The organism is Psychrobacter sp. S1-30-MNA-CIBAN-0213, assembly GCF_040309845.1.
Classification (GTDB): domain Bacteria; phylum Pseudomonadota; class Gammaproteobacteria; order Pseudomonadales; family Moraxellaceae; genus Psychrobacter.
In genome coordinates this window covers 221,428-240,540 of sequence record NZ_JBEOPE010000001.1, presented here as the reverse complement: position 1 = coordinate 240,540, position 19,113 = coordinate 221,428, and the positions used below count along the sequence as shown (strand labels likewise).

Below are 19,113 nucleotides of genomic sequence, written 5' to 3'. Positions count from 1 at the left end.
TTTTGTAATCCATGACCCTAGGATATTCGCTGCTATGCCTGCTTATCATTATAAAGCGCTTGATGACCAAGGCGGTGTCCAAAAGGGGCTACTCGAAGGTGATTCTGCACGGCAAATACGCCAGCAACTCCGTGATAAGCAATGGACGCCAGTAGAAGTCAATGCAGTCAACGACCAACAAGGGCGACAGCGTAGTCGCTACAAAAAACCCTCTGCTTACGAGCTGGCACTCTTGACTCGCCAGCTGTCCGTACTACTTGCAGCAGGTATTCCGCTCGAAGAAACACTGGCAGCCGTCGCCAAGCAATCACCCAAAACTCATATCAAGTCTCTGATGTTGGCAGTACGCTCCCATGTCTTAGAAGGTTTAAGCTTTGCCCGTGCACTACAGCAAGCAGCTAGCTTCCCACCGTTATATATTGCTACTATCGCTGCTGGTGAAAAGTCCGGTCACCTTGATCTTATTCTTAATCAGCTGGCCGATTACACTGAAAACCGCTTTGCCTTACAAAAGAAAATCCAAGGGGCGATGGTATATCCCATTGTATTGATGGTCATGGCAATCAGCGTCATTATGGGCCTGATGAGCTTTGTCGTACCCAAAATTGTCAAAGTGTTTGAGCAGTCTGAGCAGGCACTACCACTGATTACTCAAGTGGTGCTTGCGATGTCCAATGCCATTACCCAATGGTGGTGGCTGATGTTACTGGTATTAGTGGGTACAGCACTGTTGTTTTATCGGTTTGCACAAACGCAGGCAGGCAAGCTTGCTATTGATAGCATCGTGCTTAGATTACCGATATTGGCACGGCTCTCTAAAGGTCTGAATGCTGCACGCTTTGCCAGTACGCTTGCGATATTGGTACGTTCGGGTGTACCACTAATTGAAGCGCTGCATATTGGCGCTGCGGTCACCACCAATCTACATATTAAACAAACCATTATTACCGCTGCAGATCGGGTAACAGAAGGCGCCAGTCTGTCAAGCCAGCTTGAGAGAACGCCTTATTTTCCACCGATGATGGTACAGATGATCAAAAGTGGTGAAAACTCAGGTGAGCTTGAAAGTATGCTCAGCCGCGCTGCCAATATGCAAGAGGCGGAAGCGACCAACTTTATTAGCACTTTGCTATCGTTGTTAGAGCCTCTGATGTTAGTACTGATGGGAGTCGTGGTGATGATTATTGTGATGGCGGTTATGCTACCGATTGTAAATATGAATGATTTAGCTGGTTAGCACTGGCTGTTTTCTGTGCTCTTATGTTCGTTTATTTCTGCTTTATACCACTTTTTATTCCTAATTTTTATTCTTTTGATTTATATCAACCTTACTGTAGGTTTCTTAAATTTTTCTTACTGTTGTATATTGATGAATGAGAGAGAAATGTACTGTCGTCCATCAAACAGTTGGGCTATAGTGGCTCTCATAAATACAAGTAGCTCTTGTAACTATTAGCGTAGCTGCTTTGGCTACAAGTAACTATAGTAATAATCTAAGTGCGATGGTAGATAAATATAAAATCATAGTTTATAGTGATAATCGTCTTGATATTTGTGTATAACCGTAATAATAAAAGCGATGACTATGATTGATAAAACCCAAACAAATGCGACAAAGCAGTATTTTATGAAAAGCATACAATCCCATTTAAATACCAACGACTCTACTATTGTTAATTCAAATGCTATTAGCAGTCGAGCAAGAGTGCGCCACCGTCAGGTTGGCTTTAGCCAGTCAGGCTTTACGCTTATCGAGATTATGGTTGTGATTGTTATCCTAGCTATTTTGGCAGGATTGGTTGTACCAAAAGTGGTAGGACAAAGCGATAAAGCGCGTGTTAAAACGACAGAAACGGCACTGTCGACCGTGTCCAATACGCTTGATATGTATAAGGTAGATAACTCACGCTATCCAACGACAGCACAAGGTTTAGAGGCGTTAAGTACGCCACCTGCCGAGGCGAAGAATTATCCTGAAGGTGGTTATATCAAAGGTGGTTATCCGACCGATGGTTGGGAAAATGAGCTACAGTACGTCTCTCCAGGTAGCGAAGGTCGTCCTTATGATTTATTTTCTTTAGGGGCTGATGGGCAACAAGGCGGCGAGGGTCAAGATGCTGATATCTATGCGCAACTATAGATATCATGATAAGCATACTGATTAATAGACTACTGATTAACAAGCTACTAGTAACGGATAACTAGAACATAATAACTATCAACCAATAAGGCGTTATTGGTTGATATTTTTTTATGACCACATAACTGTCCCACTTATATAAGTCACATCAGTCTCATAAGTATAGTAATAGACCTAAAAATCTCCTAACCAATTCCTAATGCATTAAAAGTCATTATCGATATAACGCCAGTCTCAGAAAAGAATACATCAGCCAAAGTCAGATTTAGTTCTAAACGTTAGCAATTAAAGGTAATTATTCATGTTGATAAAAATGCCAATAACAAAAACAGTCGCAATACACAAACGTACTTCTAAAAAGTCTAATGCGTTTGCCCTTGCTATCATGAGCACCTCATTGATGATGGGATTATCAATGGTTTCTATGAGTGCTCAGGCTGCAGGTCTAGGCGATCTGTTTGGTAACAACAGTGCTGCAAAATCAAAGTTTTTGCCAGTTGATAAAGCCTTTCAAGTTGACAGCATTGCCAATGCGACATCTAAAGGCACGCGTTTATCCATCACCTTTGATATCACGCCAGGTCATTACGTCTATAAAAATCAGCTTACTTTAAGTTTCCCTAAGGGTGTGAGTGCAACCCCGTTTACTTTTAGTCAGACCCCAGTCTCAATTGATGATCCAACCTTTGGTAAAGTGCCCGTATTTACGCAAAAGAATGTGATAGCAACCACAACGCTAACGACCAATAATGGTAAAGGGGCAAAGAATGCACCGCTCGTGATTGGTTGGCAAGGCTGCGCCAAAGCTGGGTTATGTTATCCGCCAGAGAAAATAAAAACCACAGTTGATATCGCAGCAAAACGTAAGTAAATATCGATTAAGTCGATTTAAGTATTAGTAATAAATAGGCAGTCCTTTATGTCCATTAAGACACCAGAAAAACCTCCATCGCTAACTGCAAATCGTTGTTCCAAAAAGTCTTATCTGTTGGCATTTGCTTTAACCAGTAGCTCATTGCTGACTGGATTGGTCGCTACTGGACTGACCGCCACATCCATGACAGCTCAGGCTGCTAGTTTGGGTGATTTATTTGGTAGTAACAAAAGCTCATCGAAGCCAAAATTTTTGCCAGTCGATCAAGCATTTCAGGTTGGTAGTGTCAGTAAGCCTGTCGCTACAGGGACGCAGTTGTCGATTAACTTTGATATCACTCCTGAACACTATGTCTATAAAAACCAAATAAAATTAGCCTTGCCTGCTGGTATGACTGCTGCGCCATTTACTTTTAGTCAGACGCCGTACTTAATTGATGATCCAACCTTTGGTCGTGTGCCAGTATTTGATCAAGCTAACTTGGTTGCGACTACGGTATTAAGTAGTAAGAGTGGCAAAAGTGTAAATAATGCAGCCGTCGTTATTGGCTGGCAAGGCTGTGCTAAAGCAGGGCTTTGTTACCCACCTGAGAAGATTAATACTACTGTCAATATCGCTGCGACTTCGCAACAAACTGCGGCAAGTAGCGCCAGTACTTCTGCCCAAAACCTTGCCACAGCCTCTACAACTAAAGCCTCGGCGACGAACGACAATACTCAGTTAGCTGCGAGTGCTGCAACGACAGCAGAAACAACGGGTATAGCTGGTGCCGACAGTCTTACGTCTACAGCAGAGCAAGCGGAGACAGACGACGAGGTTATTGATTATGCTTTGCTAGATGACAGTTCTTTAGATGGAGAACTTGCAGCTACCAACACGATTTCTGGCGCAGATACTAACGTCATAGGCAGTGATACGGTCAATAACGATACGGTCAACAGCAATGATATAAATGCTAATAGCTTAGTTGATGGTGATCCATTTGGGCTAGCATCGCATCCCTGGTTGGCATTAGGTTTATTATTTTTAGCAGGTTTAGGCTTAGCGCTAACCCCGTGCGTACTGCCAATGCTGCCTATCGTTGCCAATATTGTGGCGCGTCAAAAGAACCCCACAGTCAAAAAAGGCGTGATTTTGACCACCAGTTATGCCATTGGGGTTGCGACTGCCTATGGTATTTTGGGCGCAGTCATCGCAGTATTTGGTGAGTCATTAGGAATTATTGGCTGGCTACAAAACCCAATTATCTTGATTAGCTTTGCCATCATCTTTGTATTGCTCGCACTATATATGCTGGGCTTATTTACTATTCGTCTGCCACGAGCAATCAGTAGTAAAATGCAAAGCTTGAGTCAAGCGGGCGATAGTAAGCTTGGTAGTACGGGAGGCAGCTGGGTTGCTGGGTTTTTATCAGCATTGGTCGTATCGCCTTGTGTGTCCGCGCCACTATTTGGCGCATTGCTGGCAGTTTCGACCATCGGTAGTCCGCTGCTTGGTTTTGTCGCCTTATTCATGCTTGGTTTTGGTCTATCAGCGCCGCTGATTTTGATTGGTGCAACTCAAGGTAAAATCATACCAAAGGCTGGCGAGTGGATGAACTGGGTCAAGCAAGGTTTTGCTTTATTGTTATTTGCAGTAGCGTTGCTATTAGTTGAGCGCGTGTTTGTATCCCCTGTAATGCTATTAGTATGGGCATTATGGTTCATGGTAGTGGCGACATGGGCATGGAGCTGGCTGGGTCGTGGTCGAATGCTTACTCAAGCACTTGGTTTAGTGACTGGTATTTGGGCAGCTTGTTTGATTATTGGCGCGGCACTAGGTAATGATGATAGTTTACATCCGTTAGCGTCACTGAGTGCTGCACCGATGATGCTACAGTCGGCTAATGGTCAAGCGGTTGGTAATAGTAGTGCGAATGATGAGCACGTTACGACGCTTGCGCAATTAGATGCAATTATTGCCGAAAATCCCAAGGTCATCGTTGATGTGACTGCTGATTGGTGTATCGAATGCCGAATTATGGACAAAAATTTATTCCGTAGTCGTCCAGCACAGATGCAAGATTGGCAACTGGTCAGACTTGATATTACCGAAACCTCGGCAGACTCCAAAGCAATCTTAGCGCGCTACAAGTTATTTGGGCCGCCAGCATTGTTATATTATCAAGATAGCCAATTAGTGAATCAGCAAGTTGGTGAAATTGGACGTTCAGAATTTGAAGAGACATTAACTATGCTCAATAAGTAACGCAGCACCAGTAACACTTAGCATCATATATGAGTCAGCATACTGTTATTACACAGTTGCTGGCTCTTTTTTTAGCTGTCAAATACCTGAATATATATTGCAGAAATGTCACATGGTACGTTACCAATACTAAGCAATGTAGGCTGGTAAATTGTAGAGGCGAGCTTGTTAATGAGTAGTGTCATGATTGAACGGCGTATCACTCAGAAAGCCTGATTGATAAGAATGGCTTAAATTATCAATAAGTTAGAACGATAGTTTTTTTACTTTGAAGTAGGTTTGGGAATCTAATAAAGAGCAATGTTAGCGATTTAAGATTGTACTAAGTACGGATAATTCTAGTATAATGCGCGTATCTTTATTACACTAAAGCAACAATACTAAAGTTGTACTAGCAAAACGTAGTGACTGTAATCTATATATTATGATTGTTCTTTAGTTTTAGTAACTTTAATAATTTGAGTAACCTCAGATAATCTGTCGGCGATAATGCCAATTAAGACCAAGGACACCTATGTTTGTTCATACTATCTCGCAGCGTCAGGCCGTAAGCCCTATTACTGTTTACCAAGCTACCGCTTATGTAGGGTCTAAAACCCGTTTGAGTCTCGCCGTCGGTATAGCACTAACTTGCTTCACCATGCAGGTACATGCTGCAGATAGCAGTCCGGTCTATAATGAAATATTTGTAAAAGATGCAGCTGTAGAATATGAGGATAGGAATGCGTCACAAGCTATCTACAAGCAAGCCGAAAATTCAAATAAGCCTGTTAATGCATCTGTCAAAGAAAGCACTTATAAAGAAAGTGATTATAAAAATAGCGACTATGCTGCAAGGCAATCAGAGCTATTTATTGAATGTACGCAAGTACAGACTAGTGCGGCACGCTTGGCCTGCTTTGATAAGGTAGCAGAAATAGGACAAGTCCCTAGCTATACAATGACTAAACAACCGCTAGATCTGGCAAAGACTTTTAGAACGACGATAACAGGTAATCCGCAAGTAGTATTTGCAGAAGAAGAAACCGCTACCAACGGTAATAACGGAGGGCTTAATAGTCAGTCAACCTCTAACGAAAGCTTAGATACGGTCGGATTGACTAAAGGGGAAGCCCAAATCCTAGAGGAAGCAGGCGTCACTCAAACAGATATTGAGAGATATACACCATTAAGTCTAGCCTATGATCTTGATAAAAACAGTGAGCGCGGTACGTGGACGGCAAGACCACATAATCCTAACTATGTACTGCCTATATTTTATACCGCTGATCCTAATCTTAACCCAACGTCAAGTAATGTAGAAGAACCAGGAAGAGAGTACTCTTCTAACGATATACGTAATACAGAATTGAAGTTTCAGTTATCTCTAAAAACCAAAGTGGCTGAAGATTTGTTCGATACTAGCGCTGACTTATGGTTTGGCTATACTCAACAGTCGCATTGGCAGGTTTATAACGAAGACGATTCAAGAGCGTTTCGTGCGACCGACTATCAGCCAGAGATTTTCTTGACCCAACCAGTGACAGCCAACCTACCATTCGGTGGACGCTTGCGCATGTTAGGGGTAGGGGCTGTGCATCACTCAAATGGTCAGTCTGATCCTATATCACGCTCATGGAACCGCGCTTATCTAATAGGTGCTGCTGAATGGGGCAAGCTCTCAGTTATTCCGCGTATATGGGCGCGAGTAAATAATGAAGATGATGATAGCGATGATAACCCAGATATCACAGATTATATGGGTCATGGTGATTTGACTTTGTTATATGACCTGCCTAATCAGCAAAGTATCAGTACTACTTTACGCTATAACACTGACACTAATAAAGGCGCTGCGCAGATTGACTACGTTTATCCATTAACGAAAAACGTAAATGGCTTTGTGCAGCTGTTCCAAGGTTATGGCGAATCAATTATTGATTATAACCATGAAAACACGTCTGTTGGTGTTGGGATAGTGCTCAACGATTGGAAAGGGTTTTAATAAAAACCAATCTAATGATGCAGCGCTTAGCTCCATATCAAATTGGCCTATGGCTGGCAGAGTATATCAATCTACGCTGTCAGCTATGTCATATCCATCGTAGCGCATCGCAAGTATCTAGCGTTACCGCGCCCTCACATCATAACCATATATATCAGCGATTGAGCACAGGTCTTTTGTGCCCCCTCTGCCAAGACAATATAGCGTGGCTACCTGCAGTCTTTAATGTGGATATTGCCGCAAGCATCTCTTTGCCCGTCCAAGCAGCGACTTATTACGACTATCCAGTTCGACAAGCCATTCGCGCTTTTAAACATCATGAAGACATGACCAAATTACCTCTATTGGTACATGTATTACGCCAGCTACCAAGACCAATGGGCTGTCATAGCAGTAATAGCGTAATCTTACCGATGCCTACCACACCCAGTCGCCTAGCTGAGCGCGGTTTTGATCCAGTGACCATCCTGTCTGCCTATTTATCCAAACATTGGGATATTCCCATTTGGCGCGGTGTTCAGCGTATCGATCATACTGTCAGTCAGCAAGGTCTGACACGTGCAGAACGCCTAACTAACTTGAACGATGCTTTTTTGCTTAATGAGCTACCACCTGTCAAACGCGTATTACTATTCGATGACGTAGCGACTACCGGTGCAAGTCTACAAGCATTAGCTCGGACGCTATATGGCGAATCCTCCTTTCATGATCAAAACTCCCTTCATAACAAAATCAGTGCTCCTGCCTCTTATCCTTATCATCTATCTGCCTATGCACTTGCACATGGTAGCAATAACAAATAACCATTGATGTTAATGAATAATCTACGATAAATATTTTTATGTAAAATAATGATACTGTATTGTTTCTATGTTACATTAACTTTTCTCAATTCTCATGCTTCTTATATTTTATGCCATTAAAAAATCTCTACAAGACGTATCGTCTATAGGGACACGCTGAATATTGTTTAATAAATGCAATGGAATGAATATTGCAACAAATCTCTGAAGAATCAGCAAAAGATGAGATACATTCATGCTCGTTTCTTATGCCTTGATAAATTTTTAGCTGTTATTAATAGGATATTGATGTGAACGCATCTTTATATAGCTCATCATGCCAACGACCAGCAACCAGCGCAGGGTTTACTCTGATTGAGCTAATGGTGACTATCGCTGTGCTTGCCATTATCGTCAGTATCGCTGCCCCTAACATCAGTAATCAGTTAGCCAACCAACGGGTGAAGTCGACAGCTTCAACGATAGAAAATGCGTTAAAAGAAGCGAAAGCTGAAAGTATCATACGTCGTCAAAATATTACCGTTCTATATAACGCTAATGCCAACCCTAAGACAGTTACTGTATTGGATGGTAGTAATCCTCTTTCTACTTATAACGTTCATAGTCAAAGTATTGTCAATCAAATCATTGTGCCTACTAGTGTCACTGCTGTTACCTTTCAACCCAACAAAGTAATGTTCGGCGGTGCCAATGTTACCTATACCATTTGTGACAGCGCTTCTACTAATGAAACTCCTAGACAGGTAAGTCTTAGTAGTATCGCTAATATCAATACTACAAATACTGGGAGTTGTTGATGAAAACACAAGTGTCTCAGAAAGGTGTTGGATTAATCGAAGTTATGGTGGCGTTGTTGTTATTGACAGTGGCTGTACTAGGTTATAGCGCTCTACAAGGTCAGGCTATCAAAATCACTAATGAATCGCTTGAGCGTTCACAGTCATTAGTAATGATGCGAACAATAGCAGAAAAAATACATGCCAACCCTTCTGCTATCACGACTTATGCTGATGAGCTTACTGACACAGGCGCTGTCACTATACCCAGTGATTTATGTGGTTTAGACGGTCAAGCAGTCACAACGTTATGTGATCCAGAGGAGCTTGCAGAAGCTGAAAGCTACAAAGTTAAAGCCGAACTACAGAACTACGACTTTCAAATACAAATGCATCCTTGCCCTAATACTGGGGGTACAGGAAGTAATGTACAGAATAACATTATGTATTCGTATTGTTTAATATCAGCATGGGGCGATACCACACCTACTATTGGTACAGACAGTGAACAAGACTGTTTGACTGAGAGAGTAGTTGATGAGGGTAAAGTAGAAGAAGCTGGTGGTAGCTACTATTCAAAATCCACATGTATGATGATGGAGATATGATATGAAGCTATTTATCCATAGTGTTGGACGCTCACCTGCACCATGTAATACGGTACGATCCAAACAAAAACTGGATTTTAAAAAGGATAGAGGTTTTACCTTAGTTGAGCTTATGATTGCTTTGGTCTTAGGTCTTCTTATCTCTGCTGCTGCATTACAAGTCTTTTATACTAGCTCGGTCAACAGCCGTCGTCAAGAAGCAAGCTCACAAATCCAAGACAACTCTATTTTCGGTTTTTCTCAAATACAGCAGCATCTAAGACGCACCAACTACGGCGCCAAATCTACAAGTGCGTATGATGAATATTTTATGAATCATCTAACTCCGCAAGGAGGAGTAGTACTTACCGCACCAACTGGTGCTTCTGGCAAATGGCTAAATAATAACTTATCTGGTTTGGTTTTAGACAGCGGTGCCATACCTGCCTCTTTATTATCAAGTAGCGCATCTACCAATAGCATCAGTAACCTAAATGGTATCGCCAATAGTGACCAGCTGACTATCCAGTATCAATCAGGCCAAGACGGTTTATTTGATTGTGAAGGTACTGTTATACCAAAAGATTTCTACGTCATTGAGCGCTATTTTGTACGTATGGATAGTACAGCGACTCCAGCTGTCCCAGGATTGGCATGTGCATCAGCAATATACAATTACGAAGAATCTGCTGCTGGTAGTGCAACTGGTATCGATTTGAAGGCATATATGGTACCTGGAGAGAGTACAGCGACGCCAAATAATTTAGCCGGTGTCGGTACGATTATTATATCTAATGTAGATTATTTTAGAGTCATGCTAGGTGTATCAGATAGCACAGGTTTTGCGACTGATCCTGCAAACTCTCGTATTGGATACATGGCGATTCCTAGTAGTTCAGCTCTTAATACACAGCTTAATAATAGACGTATTGTCAGTTTGCAGCTTGGTATATTGGCACGATCAGATAATCCAACAGTGACTCCGCAAGCGAATAGTGAGCTAAGCTTTACCGTACTTGATAAAGCAAATGCAAGCCTTAATGCTGCAGCCGTACAGGGTCCGACATACTTACGTAGTGTTTATGAAAGTACAGTGCTATTACGTAATGCAAGAGGAGGACTATGATGAAGCCCAACACTATAAATTATCCTAAGACAAACACAAGCTTGCATAACCAGTCAGGCGTTGTGCTGATAGTTGTATTGCTTACCTTGATACTGATCATGATTGTCGGAGCAATTGCAGTCAGACAAGGTACTACAGATCTAAAAGTCGCGACTGCTGATCAAGTCAATAAGCTACTTTTTCAGGCAAATGATGCGGCTCTAATGAAAGTAGAAAAAGAAGATCGAATCCTGAGTAGTCGTCGAGATAACGTTGATACTCTTAAAGGTTATATGTCCAGTACACAGCGCGAAGGTCATCAAGTCAGCTTTTGTGTACGACCACGCAGTACCAAACTATTCAGTATTCTTGAAATTAGTGAGCGTAATAAAACCAACGATTTATTATCTGACAAAAATAATGGTTATTGCAATCCTACAGCCAGTGATGACTATGTCAGTGAAGGTCGAGTGATGACACAAATGACATTCGTACGACCTATTGAGACTGAAGACAAAGGTGTTTTTTACAAAGAAGTAGAAGGAACACTATCCAATGATTTTGAAAAGCCAGAAACAGGCGGTAATGTCACTATCGAATGTACCACCTTTGTAGGCTATGTAACATCGGTCATACCTGCGCTCTCTAGATCACCGTTAGGTAATGCCAGTAGCAATGATACGACGACGATAGCAGGCTGTCTCAAGCAGTCACGCACAGGAGCTACCACGGTAGACAGCTGTTTGACGGCACTTGCAGTACCCTTCCAAACCCAGCAACAGACATATTTGAATCAGCCTGTTGGAGTGGACTGTATTTCTGGTAGCTGATGTAAAAGATGTCAAAGGATTGGCCATCACAAACTAGATAAGAGTTGTGATTTTCTATAAAAATCAAAATTATATGGGTAGTTATCATGAAAACCTTAAATAGCAAAACAGCCAGCAAGTCCCATCCTATTGTGAAAGGCTGGTCGCTAAAGTTATTATCAACGGTAGTCTTAGGATGCATGGCAACCAGTGCGGGTCATACCTCTGATCTAGAGATATATCAAGGGGCGACCTATGGTAATGCTTCCATCATGATGATGCTAGATAACTCAGGCAGTATGGATAATAGAAGCATTAGAGCCGATTATTCAAATATCTCGTCTAGTGACACGATTTATCGTAATGACTTAACCCAATCTATCTATGATGATAAAGGAGTTATAACAAGCGAGAGTGTGAGTTACAGAGTCTATTATGCTTATAAGAATGGCAAACCCTATTATGATCGTATGTCGCGTCTAAAGATGGCACTCATTCCTATGTTTGCCAATCCAAAAAGTGACGAGGCGTTTGGTAAAGACGTTGATCTGAATAAATATAAGATTGGTTTAGGTTCTTTCTTCTACCGCTCAGGTACTGAAGGTGGCGGTAAGATTGAAGCGCCAATAGTAAATCTAACACTGGCTAACAGAAAGACCATTATTAATAAAGTAATTGGGCTAAATGCAGAAACAAATACACCGATAGCCAATGCTTATGCTGAAGCTGGTGCTTATATGTTAGGAACGAAAACATATCAAGCGGTAAATGAGACAAGGTATATAGAAGTTGGAGTTTCAGTTCGTGATAAAGATGGTAAAAAAGCTGAGTATAGCTTATATAAATGTAATGGTAATAGTTCACAGTTAGATACAGAGGGCAGTTTTAAATACTATAAATGCAGTAACGGATATAAACAACTTCAGGATGAGGTTAAACAAGATAAATTTGATCCTAGTCTGCTCGGTGATTATGATGCTACTTATACATCAGGAGACAGAGTTTATTATTATAAGAGTATTAAAAAAGACTGGGTAGACTATAAGTGGAGTGGGTTTGAAGACTCATCAGCAAGCACTAAAAAAGCTGATAAATTAACATATCAATCTCCTGTTGTAGACGAAGCAACACAGTGCGATGGTTATGGCGTTTATTTTTTGACTGATGGTGAACCTAATAATGCTTATAGTAGTACCATCGACCTAATGAATACAAGCTTAGACGGTGGCTCAGTAAGTATGGGCAGTTCTTGTAATTCGGATTTGTCAAATACCAGTAGCACTTCTGGTTGGGAATGTATCGGTGAATATTCTAAAGCGCTATACAATAAAAACAATGCTAAAGGTACTCTTATTGCCACTGCAACAGTAGGTTTTGGCAACGTTTTTAAACAACTGACAGCACAGGGTAAAGTTACCAAGACCATTACTCGTCCTAGTGGCGCTGTTGAGACCGTACAGGTTTATCAATGTGACGCTACTGGTATTGACCAAGATGCAAAAAACCTATGCAAACTTGGCGAAAAAGGCGAAGGCTATGGTGAAGGTGGTTTCTATTACACCGAAGAGTCTGTAGATATCGCCAATAGCGTGCGCAAATTCATTGAAGATGTTAGTAAGGCTGAGATTGACCCAATATCAGCAGGTACGATGTCTGTACCTCTTGATAGCTTAGGCGGTTTAAAATCTCGTCAATACGCTTATCTACCTATATTAGAGCCTATCCCTAAATCGCCGCTATTGTGGAACGGTAATCTAAAAAAATACAAAGTCAAAAATGGCACATTGGTAGGCAGTGACGATAATTTTGTGTTTTCTGATAACACAGGTTTATTTGCAAAAAATACGCAGGATGAATGGAATACCATCAACGATATCAATCGTCCAGATACGTTAAAACCAGATAGAGGAGCATCACAAGTAGGCGGTGCTTATCAGAAAATATTTGAGAATGCAGTAGCGCCATTAATAGGTGATAGAAACTTATTTGTCGATAATGGTAATAATCTAACTAACTTAACCGTTAGTAAAGATAAGAAGCCTCTAAACTTTAATCCTTTAGTAGGATACAGCAATGCTCAAAAACTGAAGTTACTTCATTTTATGGGCTATAGCGAACCTACAAGCACGACGGTCATAGATGGTACAGCATTAAAGTCCTCTCAGGATAAATGGCTAAAGAATACGGGCGGCGTTCTACATTCTATACCGCAGCTCATTACTCAAAAGGTAGAAGTTAAAGCATCAGGTGAGTTTGATAACAATACTCGAAAAGACTATCTTATCTATGGTTCTATGGATGGTGCTTTACATATGCTCGATGATAAAACGGGCAAAGAGACTTTTACTTTTATACCAAAGCAAATCCTTGACCTACAGCCAGATGCACTGACAGGTAAGGGGACGGCTAAGGATGGTAGTTATCCTTATGGCATTGATGCGCCTTGGTTAACCTACGTCTCATATACCACGAAGTCTACGACTGTTGGTACAGGAGAGACTGCAACGACTACCAATACTTATGAGTCTGACCAAAGCTTTGCTTTGGGTGGCTTGCGTATGGGTGGGTCAATGTACTATGCCTTGGACGTTTCAGATGTCAGTAAACCCAAAATTATTTATGGTATTGGTTCTAATTATGCTAATCGCTTAAAAGGTGATACAACAGCGTTAGGCGGTACTAAAGATAACGTCACTAGTTCGGCAATCGCAACTGGCACATCTGCAGAACTAAAAGCCTATGCACAAATGGGCCAGACATGGGGCAAGCCAACGCTTGGTTATGTAAAAAGTGGCGGCAAAAAAGTCATGGTTAGCTTTTTACCCGGTGGTTATGATACTTGTTATGAAAATCCAAAGTTCAAATTAAATACCGCCAATCCAACAGATATTCAATGTAGCAATAAAGTATCTGCTCAGGGCAACTCTGTTTATATGGTGCAGATGGGAGAGGTCAAGACTAAAACTAACAAGGAAGAGACGGTAGATACATCCAAAAATAATGGCAAGCTATTATGGTGGGCAAGCAATCAAGGCGCTTCAAGCGATAGTACGTCTCGCACTTCTTCATTACAATATTCAAGATCTGCTGATCTAAAGCACAGCGTAGTTACTCAAATCAGAGCACTGGATCGTAACTACGATGGCTTAATCGATCATGTTTACTATGCCGACTTAGGTGGTCAGGTCTGGCGCGTTGATATCAACAACGATAAAGATACCGATAACTTTAAAGTAGATCGGGTAGTAAAAGTATTAGATGTCAGCGATCAGATTGCTACTACTGATACACCAGCACGTATCTATGAGCGTCCGCTCATTACTTTTTATAATGGCAAGTATGCTTATAAAGATGCCGGTAACAATAATGGTAATTATAATGGTATTCAAGCCATGATAACCGTAGGTACTGGAGATCGCAGTAGTCCAGTAGAAGCAGTAAGAAGTAAGCCTGATGCACTTTATAGCTTTATAGATAAAGATGTAACGCGTCCTGACTTATTTCATTATGGGACAGATACCGCCCCAACGATGAATTTACGTACACCAATAATCAAAGTGGCAGGGACGACCAACAGAAACGACAAACTGCAAAAGTTGACATTCTCTAGCTCAGATATTGGCACAACAGGTATCAAGAAAAACATGGAAAACGGAGTAGTGCAGGGTTGGTACATGCCGTTCACTCATTGGTTAGGGCAAGATGCAGCCGTTGATAACAAATACAAAATTAAGATGTTCAATGAGCCTGATGCTATCGCAGGCGTGTTGCTATCATCATCTTTTAATCCTGACAAAGGACAAGAGATTAAAGCATGTAGTGCAGGCGTCAGAGGAGAAACCCAACGTGAACGCACTTGTCTGCCTTATGGTAGCTGCCTTGACGCATCTGGCTCTGATGTATTGACATCACGCTCACATTTCAATGCAGGCTCAGGTATCGTAGATAATATTATCAGTCAATATAATGATACGTCTGTCTTTACCAGTTTAGTCAATCGCTGTGAAGGTGATGATTGTAAACCTAAATTGATCTGTCCTGATGGCAACTGTGGCAACGACGACCCTCCTGTATTTAATGAGTGTGTTGGACCTACATGCGGGGTTAATAGTGGTATCAATACGGATAAACGTATCAATCCATTAAGCTGGATGGAACATTAGAATGACCATTTCACTTACTCGCCACTCATCTAGACAAGTAGGCTTTACCCTTATAGAGTTGATGATCGTCGTGGTTATCATCGCTATATTGGCGTCCATCGCTGTACCGAGCTATCGGGCTTATATTATTCGTAACGCAGAAGCAGATACACAGCGTAAAATGCTACTGCTATCGAATGAGCTTGAGCAGTGGCGAGCGAGAGCCTTGACATACAAAGGCTTTCAACCTAGAGCAGATGCTATCGCAAGCACCACAGGTGCGATTGATTGGCCTGCTAGTAATCCACGCTATACTATCCAGCTTGGGCATGTCACAGGTGCTACACCGACATTTAGCCCCCTACATGAAGGTAGTGAGCGTGCTATGGGTTGGGTTATGATGGCGACACCAGTCAATCTCACAGGTGCAGATAGCTTGATGCTGAGTAGTCAAGGCGTACGCTGCGCCAATAACATCCCTTTTGATATTACGGGTACCGATTGCGGTACGGGAGAGACGACATGGTGATATCTTCATCTAGCAAAAAAGCGAGCAAGGCACACATGCTATCTAGAAAACACTTGGAACAAAAGGGCTTTACGCTGATAGAGCTGATGATCGTCGTTGCCATCATCGGTATACTAGCGGCCATTACTATACCGAGTTACCAAGCCTACGTCACAAAGACGAAGCGCGGAGATATGATGGTAGAGTTGCAGCAAGTTGCCAGTCGTATTGAGTCCAATAAAATAAACTATAAGCGCTATGACAGAATACCGCTGTCCTCTGTGTTGTCAGGTACCGTCGCTACTGATGGTAGCGCGAATTTCCCTATAGCAGGAACGGCACTATATACCGTCACAGTGACTCCCAATAATTCAACAACTTTGAGTGATAGTGATTGGACGGTTACTGCAGCACCTGTTACTGGTCAACAGATGGTGAGCGATGGTGCAGTTAGTCTAGACAACCAAGGTAACAAATGCCGTGTCATCAGTGGTACTAAGAAATGCAGTACAGGTGATGACTGGAATTAAAGCTTAATCAATACCCAACCATTCTCGCAACACCCCTCCAAACAGTGCTGACGAAAAATGTCAGCCTTCAAAATCAGCAATTTCTACACTTTATCTAAAGTGACAATTTGTAGTAATAATCTAGCAACAATAGCGTTGTGACAAAAATTGTTATCGCTAATTAACCGCTGCAAATCAACCACTAATATCTCAAATCAGTATGCCGTTCATTTTAAAAAGTCAGTCATTGTATATATTCTATCCAATTTAAAAATAAAATATTAAATTTATACCGTTTATCTATCAAATATAACCGTTCGTTGTAGGGATAAATATGACGAATTTAAGCCAATCAACTTAATCAAATTAATAATCTACTCCTTCGGAAAGTTGGCACAGTACCTGCAACAATCTTGTCAAGACGATAAGCGCTATATGTTAGCGTTCATTTTGTATCACTGACGACAGGTATATATGCCTAACTAAGAATTGGCTACGCTGTCAACATATTATCTAAAGGAGTTCTTATGAACGCTACTACCCAGAAAGGTTTTACCCTAATCGAGCTAATGATTGTAATCGCTATTATCGGTATCTTGGCTGCGATTGCTATTCCTCAGTATCAGAACTATATTGCTCGTTCACAGTTTGGTGAGCCAATAACCTTACTAAACGGTGTAGAAACTGCCGCTCAAGAGAAGATAGACGCTGGTAAAGCATTTGCTGTTTCAACCGATGTCCCTACAGCTGACACGAATGCATTAGGTGTTCAACTAGCTGGTACTTACGGTTCGGTTAAAGCTCCTGCATGGGCAGTTACTGAAGGTACATACACTACTGAATATACGTTTGGTACTAACGTGAATACTAACCTAGCTGGAAAGATAGTACAAAATACGTATACTAAAGCATCAGGAAAATGGGCGTGTGTAACTAACGTTGAGCAAAAATACGTTGCCGGTGAATGTGTAGGTGGTTCAACAGTGACTGCTTTATAGTAAGCAATAATACGTTTAGTATTTTACAAGCATAATAAAAAAGAGCCAAACGTCATGTTTGGTTTTTTTATGTTTAATCAAAAGGCTATGGCATGATGCCTGCATCAATAGAGTATTATTTATAGGTTATCGACTCTTATGTTATCGACCGTAAGTCACACTCATAAACATCAATTAGGCTTTACCTTGATTGAGGTGATAATAGTTATTGCTATTGTAGGTATTCTTGCTGCTATTGCTACAATGAGCTATCAGAATTATATTAGAAGAGCCCAGCTGGTTACTATCTATACAGAAGTTAGCCAGTTCCGTATGCCCTATCAAGTATTGATAGATAAAAATACTGAAGCGACAGTATTTACGCCAGATAGCTTAAATATGCTGACGCAGACGAAATATTGTCAGTTTAGTGTGACATCTCCCAATACCAATGTAGCAACCGCTAACGCAGTCGTTTGCCACATTCAAAATCTAAACTATTTATCCAATCAGAGCCTTAGTCTGGATCGTAGCGCTGATGGTTCGTGGCAATGTACCCCTTCAACAGGAATACCTAAAGCGTATTTACCACAGGCGTGCCAGTAAAAATTGAACGATAAAAAGCCACCTAATAGCATATGTTATTAGGTGGCTTTTCTTTGGATAACACAAAGGCTTTTTAGACTGCTACTTCTCTAAATACTGAATCTTACCTTCTACACCGTCCCACTTTTCAGCGTCTGGCAGACTATCTTTCATCTCAGTAATGTTTGGCCATTTTTGTGCCAATTCTTCATTCAGCTGCGTGAATATTTCTTGCCCTTTCGGCACTTCATCTTCAGAGAAGATCGCATTGGCAGGGCATTCAGGCTCGCATAATGCGCAGTCGATGCACTCATCAGGATCGATAACGAGGAAGTTCGGCCCTTCGTAGAAGCAGTCTACAGGGCAGACCTCCACACAGTCGGTGTATTTACAAAGAATGCAATTATCTGTAACGACAAAGGTCATATTGAGATCTACCTGTGATTAGAAGGCTGATAAATGGTGCGCGGGGCGCACTCTATAACGGCAAAAATTGAAACAATAAAAAACCATCTAACCGTATGATACCGTTAAATGGTTTTGAATATCTAATAAAAAGCTTGTTTGAAAAGCTACTTCTCTAAGTACTGAATCTTACCTTCTACACCATCCCACTTTTCAGCGTCTGGCAGACTGTCTTTCATCTCAGTAATGTTTGGCCATTTTTGTGCCAGCTCTTCATTCAGTTGCGTGAAAATCTCTTGTCCTTTCGGTACTTCATCTTCAGAAAAGATCGCATTGGCAGGGCATTCAGGCTCACATAGCGCGCAGTCAATGCACTCATCGGGATCAATGACGAGGAAGTTTGGCCCTTCGTAAAAGCAGTCCACAGGGCAGACTTCCACACAGTCGGTGTGTTTGCAAAGGATGCAGTTATCTGTAACGACAAAGGTCATAGTGCTGTCTACCTGTTTATGGCTAGGGCATGTCATCATTTAGATCGTGAGGCTTAAAATGAGAAAAATTGCCGCTAAACAAGGAAGAAATTGCCGTAAATATGAACATATTGACAAGACTTCTGACGATGTTTAGCAAAATTTAGCCATTTTAAGACCACTAAATGTATC

The 19,113-nt window shown here is 41.4% G+C and carries 17 protein-coding genes; 15 read left to right on the top strand and 2 right to left on the bottom strand.

Annotated elements, in window-relative coordinates:
• The first annotated feature begins 34 nt into the window (after positions 1-34).
• From gspF to AAEY87_RS00880, 15 genes are all read left to right on the top strand, one after another.
• Positions 35-1,237, top strand: a complete 1,203-nt coding sequence (gene gspF / locus AAEY87_RS00950; RefSeq protein WP_350655546.1) for a type II secretion system inner membrane protein GspF — start codon at positions 35-37, stop codon at positions 1,235-1,237.
• 390 nt (positions 1,238-1,627) lie between these two features.
• On the top strand, positions 1,628-2,140 hold the full coding sequence (gene gspG, locus AAEY87_RS00945) for a type II secretion system major pseudopilin GspG (protein WP_350655544.1): 513 nt from the start codon (positions 1,628-1,630) through the stop codon (positions 2,138-2,140).
• 301 nt (positions 2,141-2,441) lie between these two features.
• Positions 2,442-3,011 carry a protein-disulfide reductase DsbD domain-containing protein gene (locus AAEY87_RS00940; RefSeq protein ID WP_350655542.1) on the top strand — a complete coding sequence of 190 codons (570 nt, stop codon included), beginning with the start codon at positions 2,442-2,444 and terminating at the stop codon, positions 3,009-3,011.
• 48 nt (positions 3,012-3,059) lie between these two features.
• Entirely contained in the window at positions 3,060-5,261 is a 2,202-nt protein-coding gene (locus tag AAEY87_RS00935; RefSeq protein ID WP_350655540.1) for a cytochrome c biogenesis protein CcdA, read from the top strand.
• A gap of 514 nt (positions 5,262-5,775) precedes the next feature.
• Entirely contained in the window at positions 5,776-7,245 is a 1,470-nt protein-coding gene (locus AAEY87_RS00930; protein WP_350655539.1) for a phospholipase A, read from the top strand.
• 14 nt (positions 7,246-7,259) lie between these two features.
• Positions 7,260-8,048: a ComF family protein gene (locus AAEY87_RS00925; RefSeq protein ID WP_350655538.1), complete on the top strand. Its 789-nt coding sequence runs from the start codon at positions 7,260-7,262 to the stop codon at positions 8,046-8,048.
• Positions 8,049-8,338: 290 nt separating this feature from the next.
• Positions 8,339-8,845: a pilus assembly FimT family protein gene (locus tag AAEY87_RS00920; protein ID WP_228138895.1), complete on the top strand. Its 507-nt coding sequence runs from the start codon at positions 8,339-8,341 to the stop codon at positions 8,843-8,845.
• The gene (gene pilV, locus AAEY87_RS00915; protein WP_350655537.1) at positions 8,845-9,432 is read left to right on the top strand and encodes a type IV pilus modification protein PilV; all 588 of its coding nucleotides are present in this window, start codon (positions 8,845-8,847) and stop codon (positions 9,430-9,432) included. Before AAEY87_RS00920 ends, pilV begins: the two co-directional genes overlap by 1 nt.
• Position 9,433: 1 nt before the next feature.
• Positions 9,434-10,537: a PilW family protein gene (locus AAEY87_RS00910; RefSeq protein WP_350655536.1), complete on the top strand. Its 1,104-nt coding sequence runs from the start codon at positions 9,434-9,436 to the stop codon at positions 10,535-10,537.
• A complete protein-coding gene (locus AAEY87_RS00905) occupies positions 10,534-11,346 on the top strand; it encodes a hypothetical protein (protein ID WP_350655535.1) in 813 nt (270 codons plus the stop codon). The genes AAEY87_RS00910 and AAEY87_RS00905 overlap by 4 nt, the downstream gene beginning before the upstream one ends.
• An 86-nt stretch (positions 11,347-11,432) precedes the next feature.
• Entirely contained in the window at positions 11,433-15,488 is a 4,056-nt protein-coding gene (locus AAEY87_RS00900) for a pilus assembly protein (RefSeq protein ID WP_350655534.1), read from the top strand.
• 1 nt (position 15,489) lies between these two features.
• Positions 15,490-15,996, top strand: coding sequence for a type IV pilin protein (locus tag AAEY87_RS00895; RefSeq protein WP_350655532.1), 507 nt, complete (start codon positions 15,490-15,492; stop codon positions 15,994-15,996).
• Positions 15,997-16,031: 35 nt separating this feature from the next.
• Positions 16,032-16,505, top strand: a complete 474-nt coding sequence (locus AAEY87_RS00890) for a type IV pilin protein (protein ID WP_502945436.1) — start codon at positions 16,032-16,034, stop codon at positions 16,503-16,505.
• Between the two features lie 506 nt (positions 16,506-17,011).
• Positions 17,012-17,482 (top strand): pilin, encoded by a 471-nt coding sequence (locus AAEY87_RS00885; protein WP_350655528.1) that lies wholly within the window; start codon positions 17,012-17,014, stop codon positions 17,480-17,482.
• 138 nt (positions 17,483-17,620) lie between these two features.
• Complete coding sequence (locus AAEY87_RS00880; RefSeq protein ID WP_350655526.1) at positions 17,621-18,067, top strand: pilin; 447 nt, start codon at positions 17,621-17,623, stop codon at positions 18,065-18,067.
• Between the two features lie 81 nt (positions 18,068-18,148).
• On the opposite strand, the gene fdxA (AAEY87_RS00875) is transcribed toward AAEY87_RS00880, so the two are convergent.
• Both fdxA (AAEY87_RS00875) and fdxA (AAEY87_RS00870) read right to left on the bottom strand, forming a co-directional pair.
• A complete protein-coding gene (gene fdxA / locus AAEY87_RS00875) occupies positions 18,149-18,472 on the bottom strand; it encodes a ferredoxin FdxA (protein ID WP_350655524.1) in 324 nt (107 codons plus the stop codon).
• A 146-nt stretch (positions 18,473-18,618) separates the two neighbouring features.
• Complete coding sequence (fdxA, locus tag AAEY87_RS00870) at positions 18,619-18,942, bottom strand: ferredoxin FdxA (protein ID WP_068034163.1); 324 nt, start codon at positions 18,940-18,942, stop codon at positions 18,619-18,621.
• Positions 18,943-19,113 lie beyond the last annotated feature (171 nt).

Bases quoted from the DNA above. Each gene is read 5' to 3' on its own strand.
- gspF (WP_350655546.1), top strand. From the start codon at position 35: ATGCCTGCTTATCATTATAAAGCGCTTGATGACCAAGGCGGTGTCCAA.
- gspG (WP_350655544.1), top strand. From the start codon at position 1,628: ATGAAAAGCATACAATCCCATTTAAATACCAACGACTCTACTATTGTT.
- AAEY87_RS00940 (WP_350655542.1), top strand. From the start codon at position 2,442: ATGTTGATAAAAATGCCAATAACAAAAACAGTCGCAATACACAAACGT.
- AAEY87_RS00935 (WP_350655540.1), top strand. From the start codon at position 3,060: ATGTCCATTAAGACACCAGAAAAACCTCCATCGCTAACTGCAAATCGT.
- AAEY87_RS00930 (WP_350655539.1), top strand. From the start codon at position 5,776: ATGTTTGTTCATACTATCTCGCAGCGTCAGGCCGTAAGCCCTATTACT.
- AAEY87_RS00925 (WP_350655538.1), top strand. From the start codon at position 7,260: ATGATGCAGCGCTTAGCTCCATATCAAATTGGCCTATGGCTGGCAGAG.
- pilV (WP_350655537.1), top strand. From the start codon at position 8,845: ATGAAAACACAAGTGTCTCAGAAAGGTGTTGGATTAATCGAAGTTATG.
- AAEY87_RS00910 (WP_350655536.1), top strand. From the start codon at position 9,434: ATGAAGCTATTTATCCATAGTGTTGGACGCTCACCTGCACCATGTAAT.
- AAEY87_RS00905 (WP_350655535.1), top strand. From the start codon at position 10,534: ATGATGAAGCCCAACACTATAAATTATCCTAAGACAAACACAAGCTTG.
- AAEY87_RS00900 (WP_350655534.1), top strand. From the start codon at position 11,433: ATGAAAACCTTAAATAGCAAAACAGCCAGCAAGTCCCATCCTATTGTG.
- AAEY87_RS00895 (WP_350655532.1), top strand. From the start codon at position 15,490: ATGACCATTTCACTTACTCGCCACTCATCTAGACAAGTAGGCTTTACC.
- AAEY87_RS00890 (WP_502945436.1), top strand. From the start codon at position 16,032: ATGCTATCTAGAAAACACTTGGAACAAAAGGGCTTTACGCTGATAGAG.
- AAEY87_RS00885 (WP_350655528.1), top strand. From the start codon at position 17,012: ATGAACGCTACTACCCAGAAAGGTTTTACCCTAATCGAGCTAATGATT.
- AAEY87_RS00880 (WP_350655526.1), top strand. From the start codon at position 17,621: ATGTTATCGACCGTAAGTCACACTCATAAACATCAATTAGGCTTTACC.
- fdxA (WP_350655524.1), bottom strand. From the start codon at position 18,472: ATGACCTTTGTCGTTACAGATAATTGCATTCTTTGTAAATACACCGAC.
- fdxA (WP_068034163.1), bottom strand. From the start codon at position 18,942: ATGACCTTTGTCGTTACAGATAACTGCATCCTTTGCAAACACACCGAC.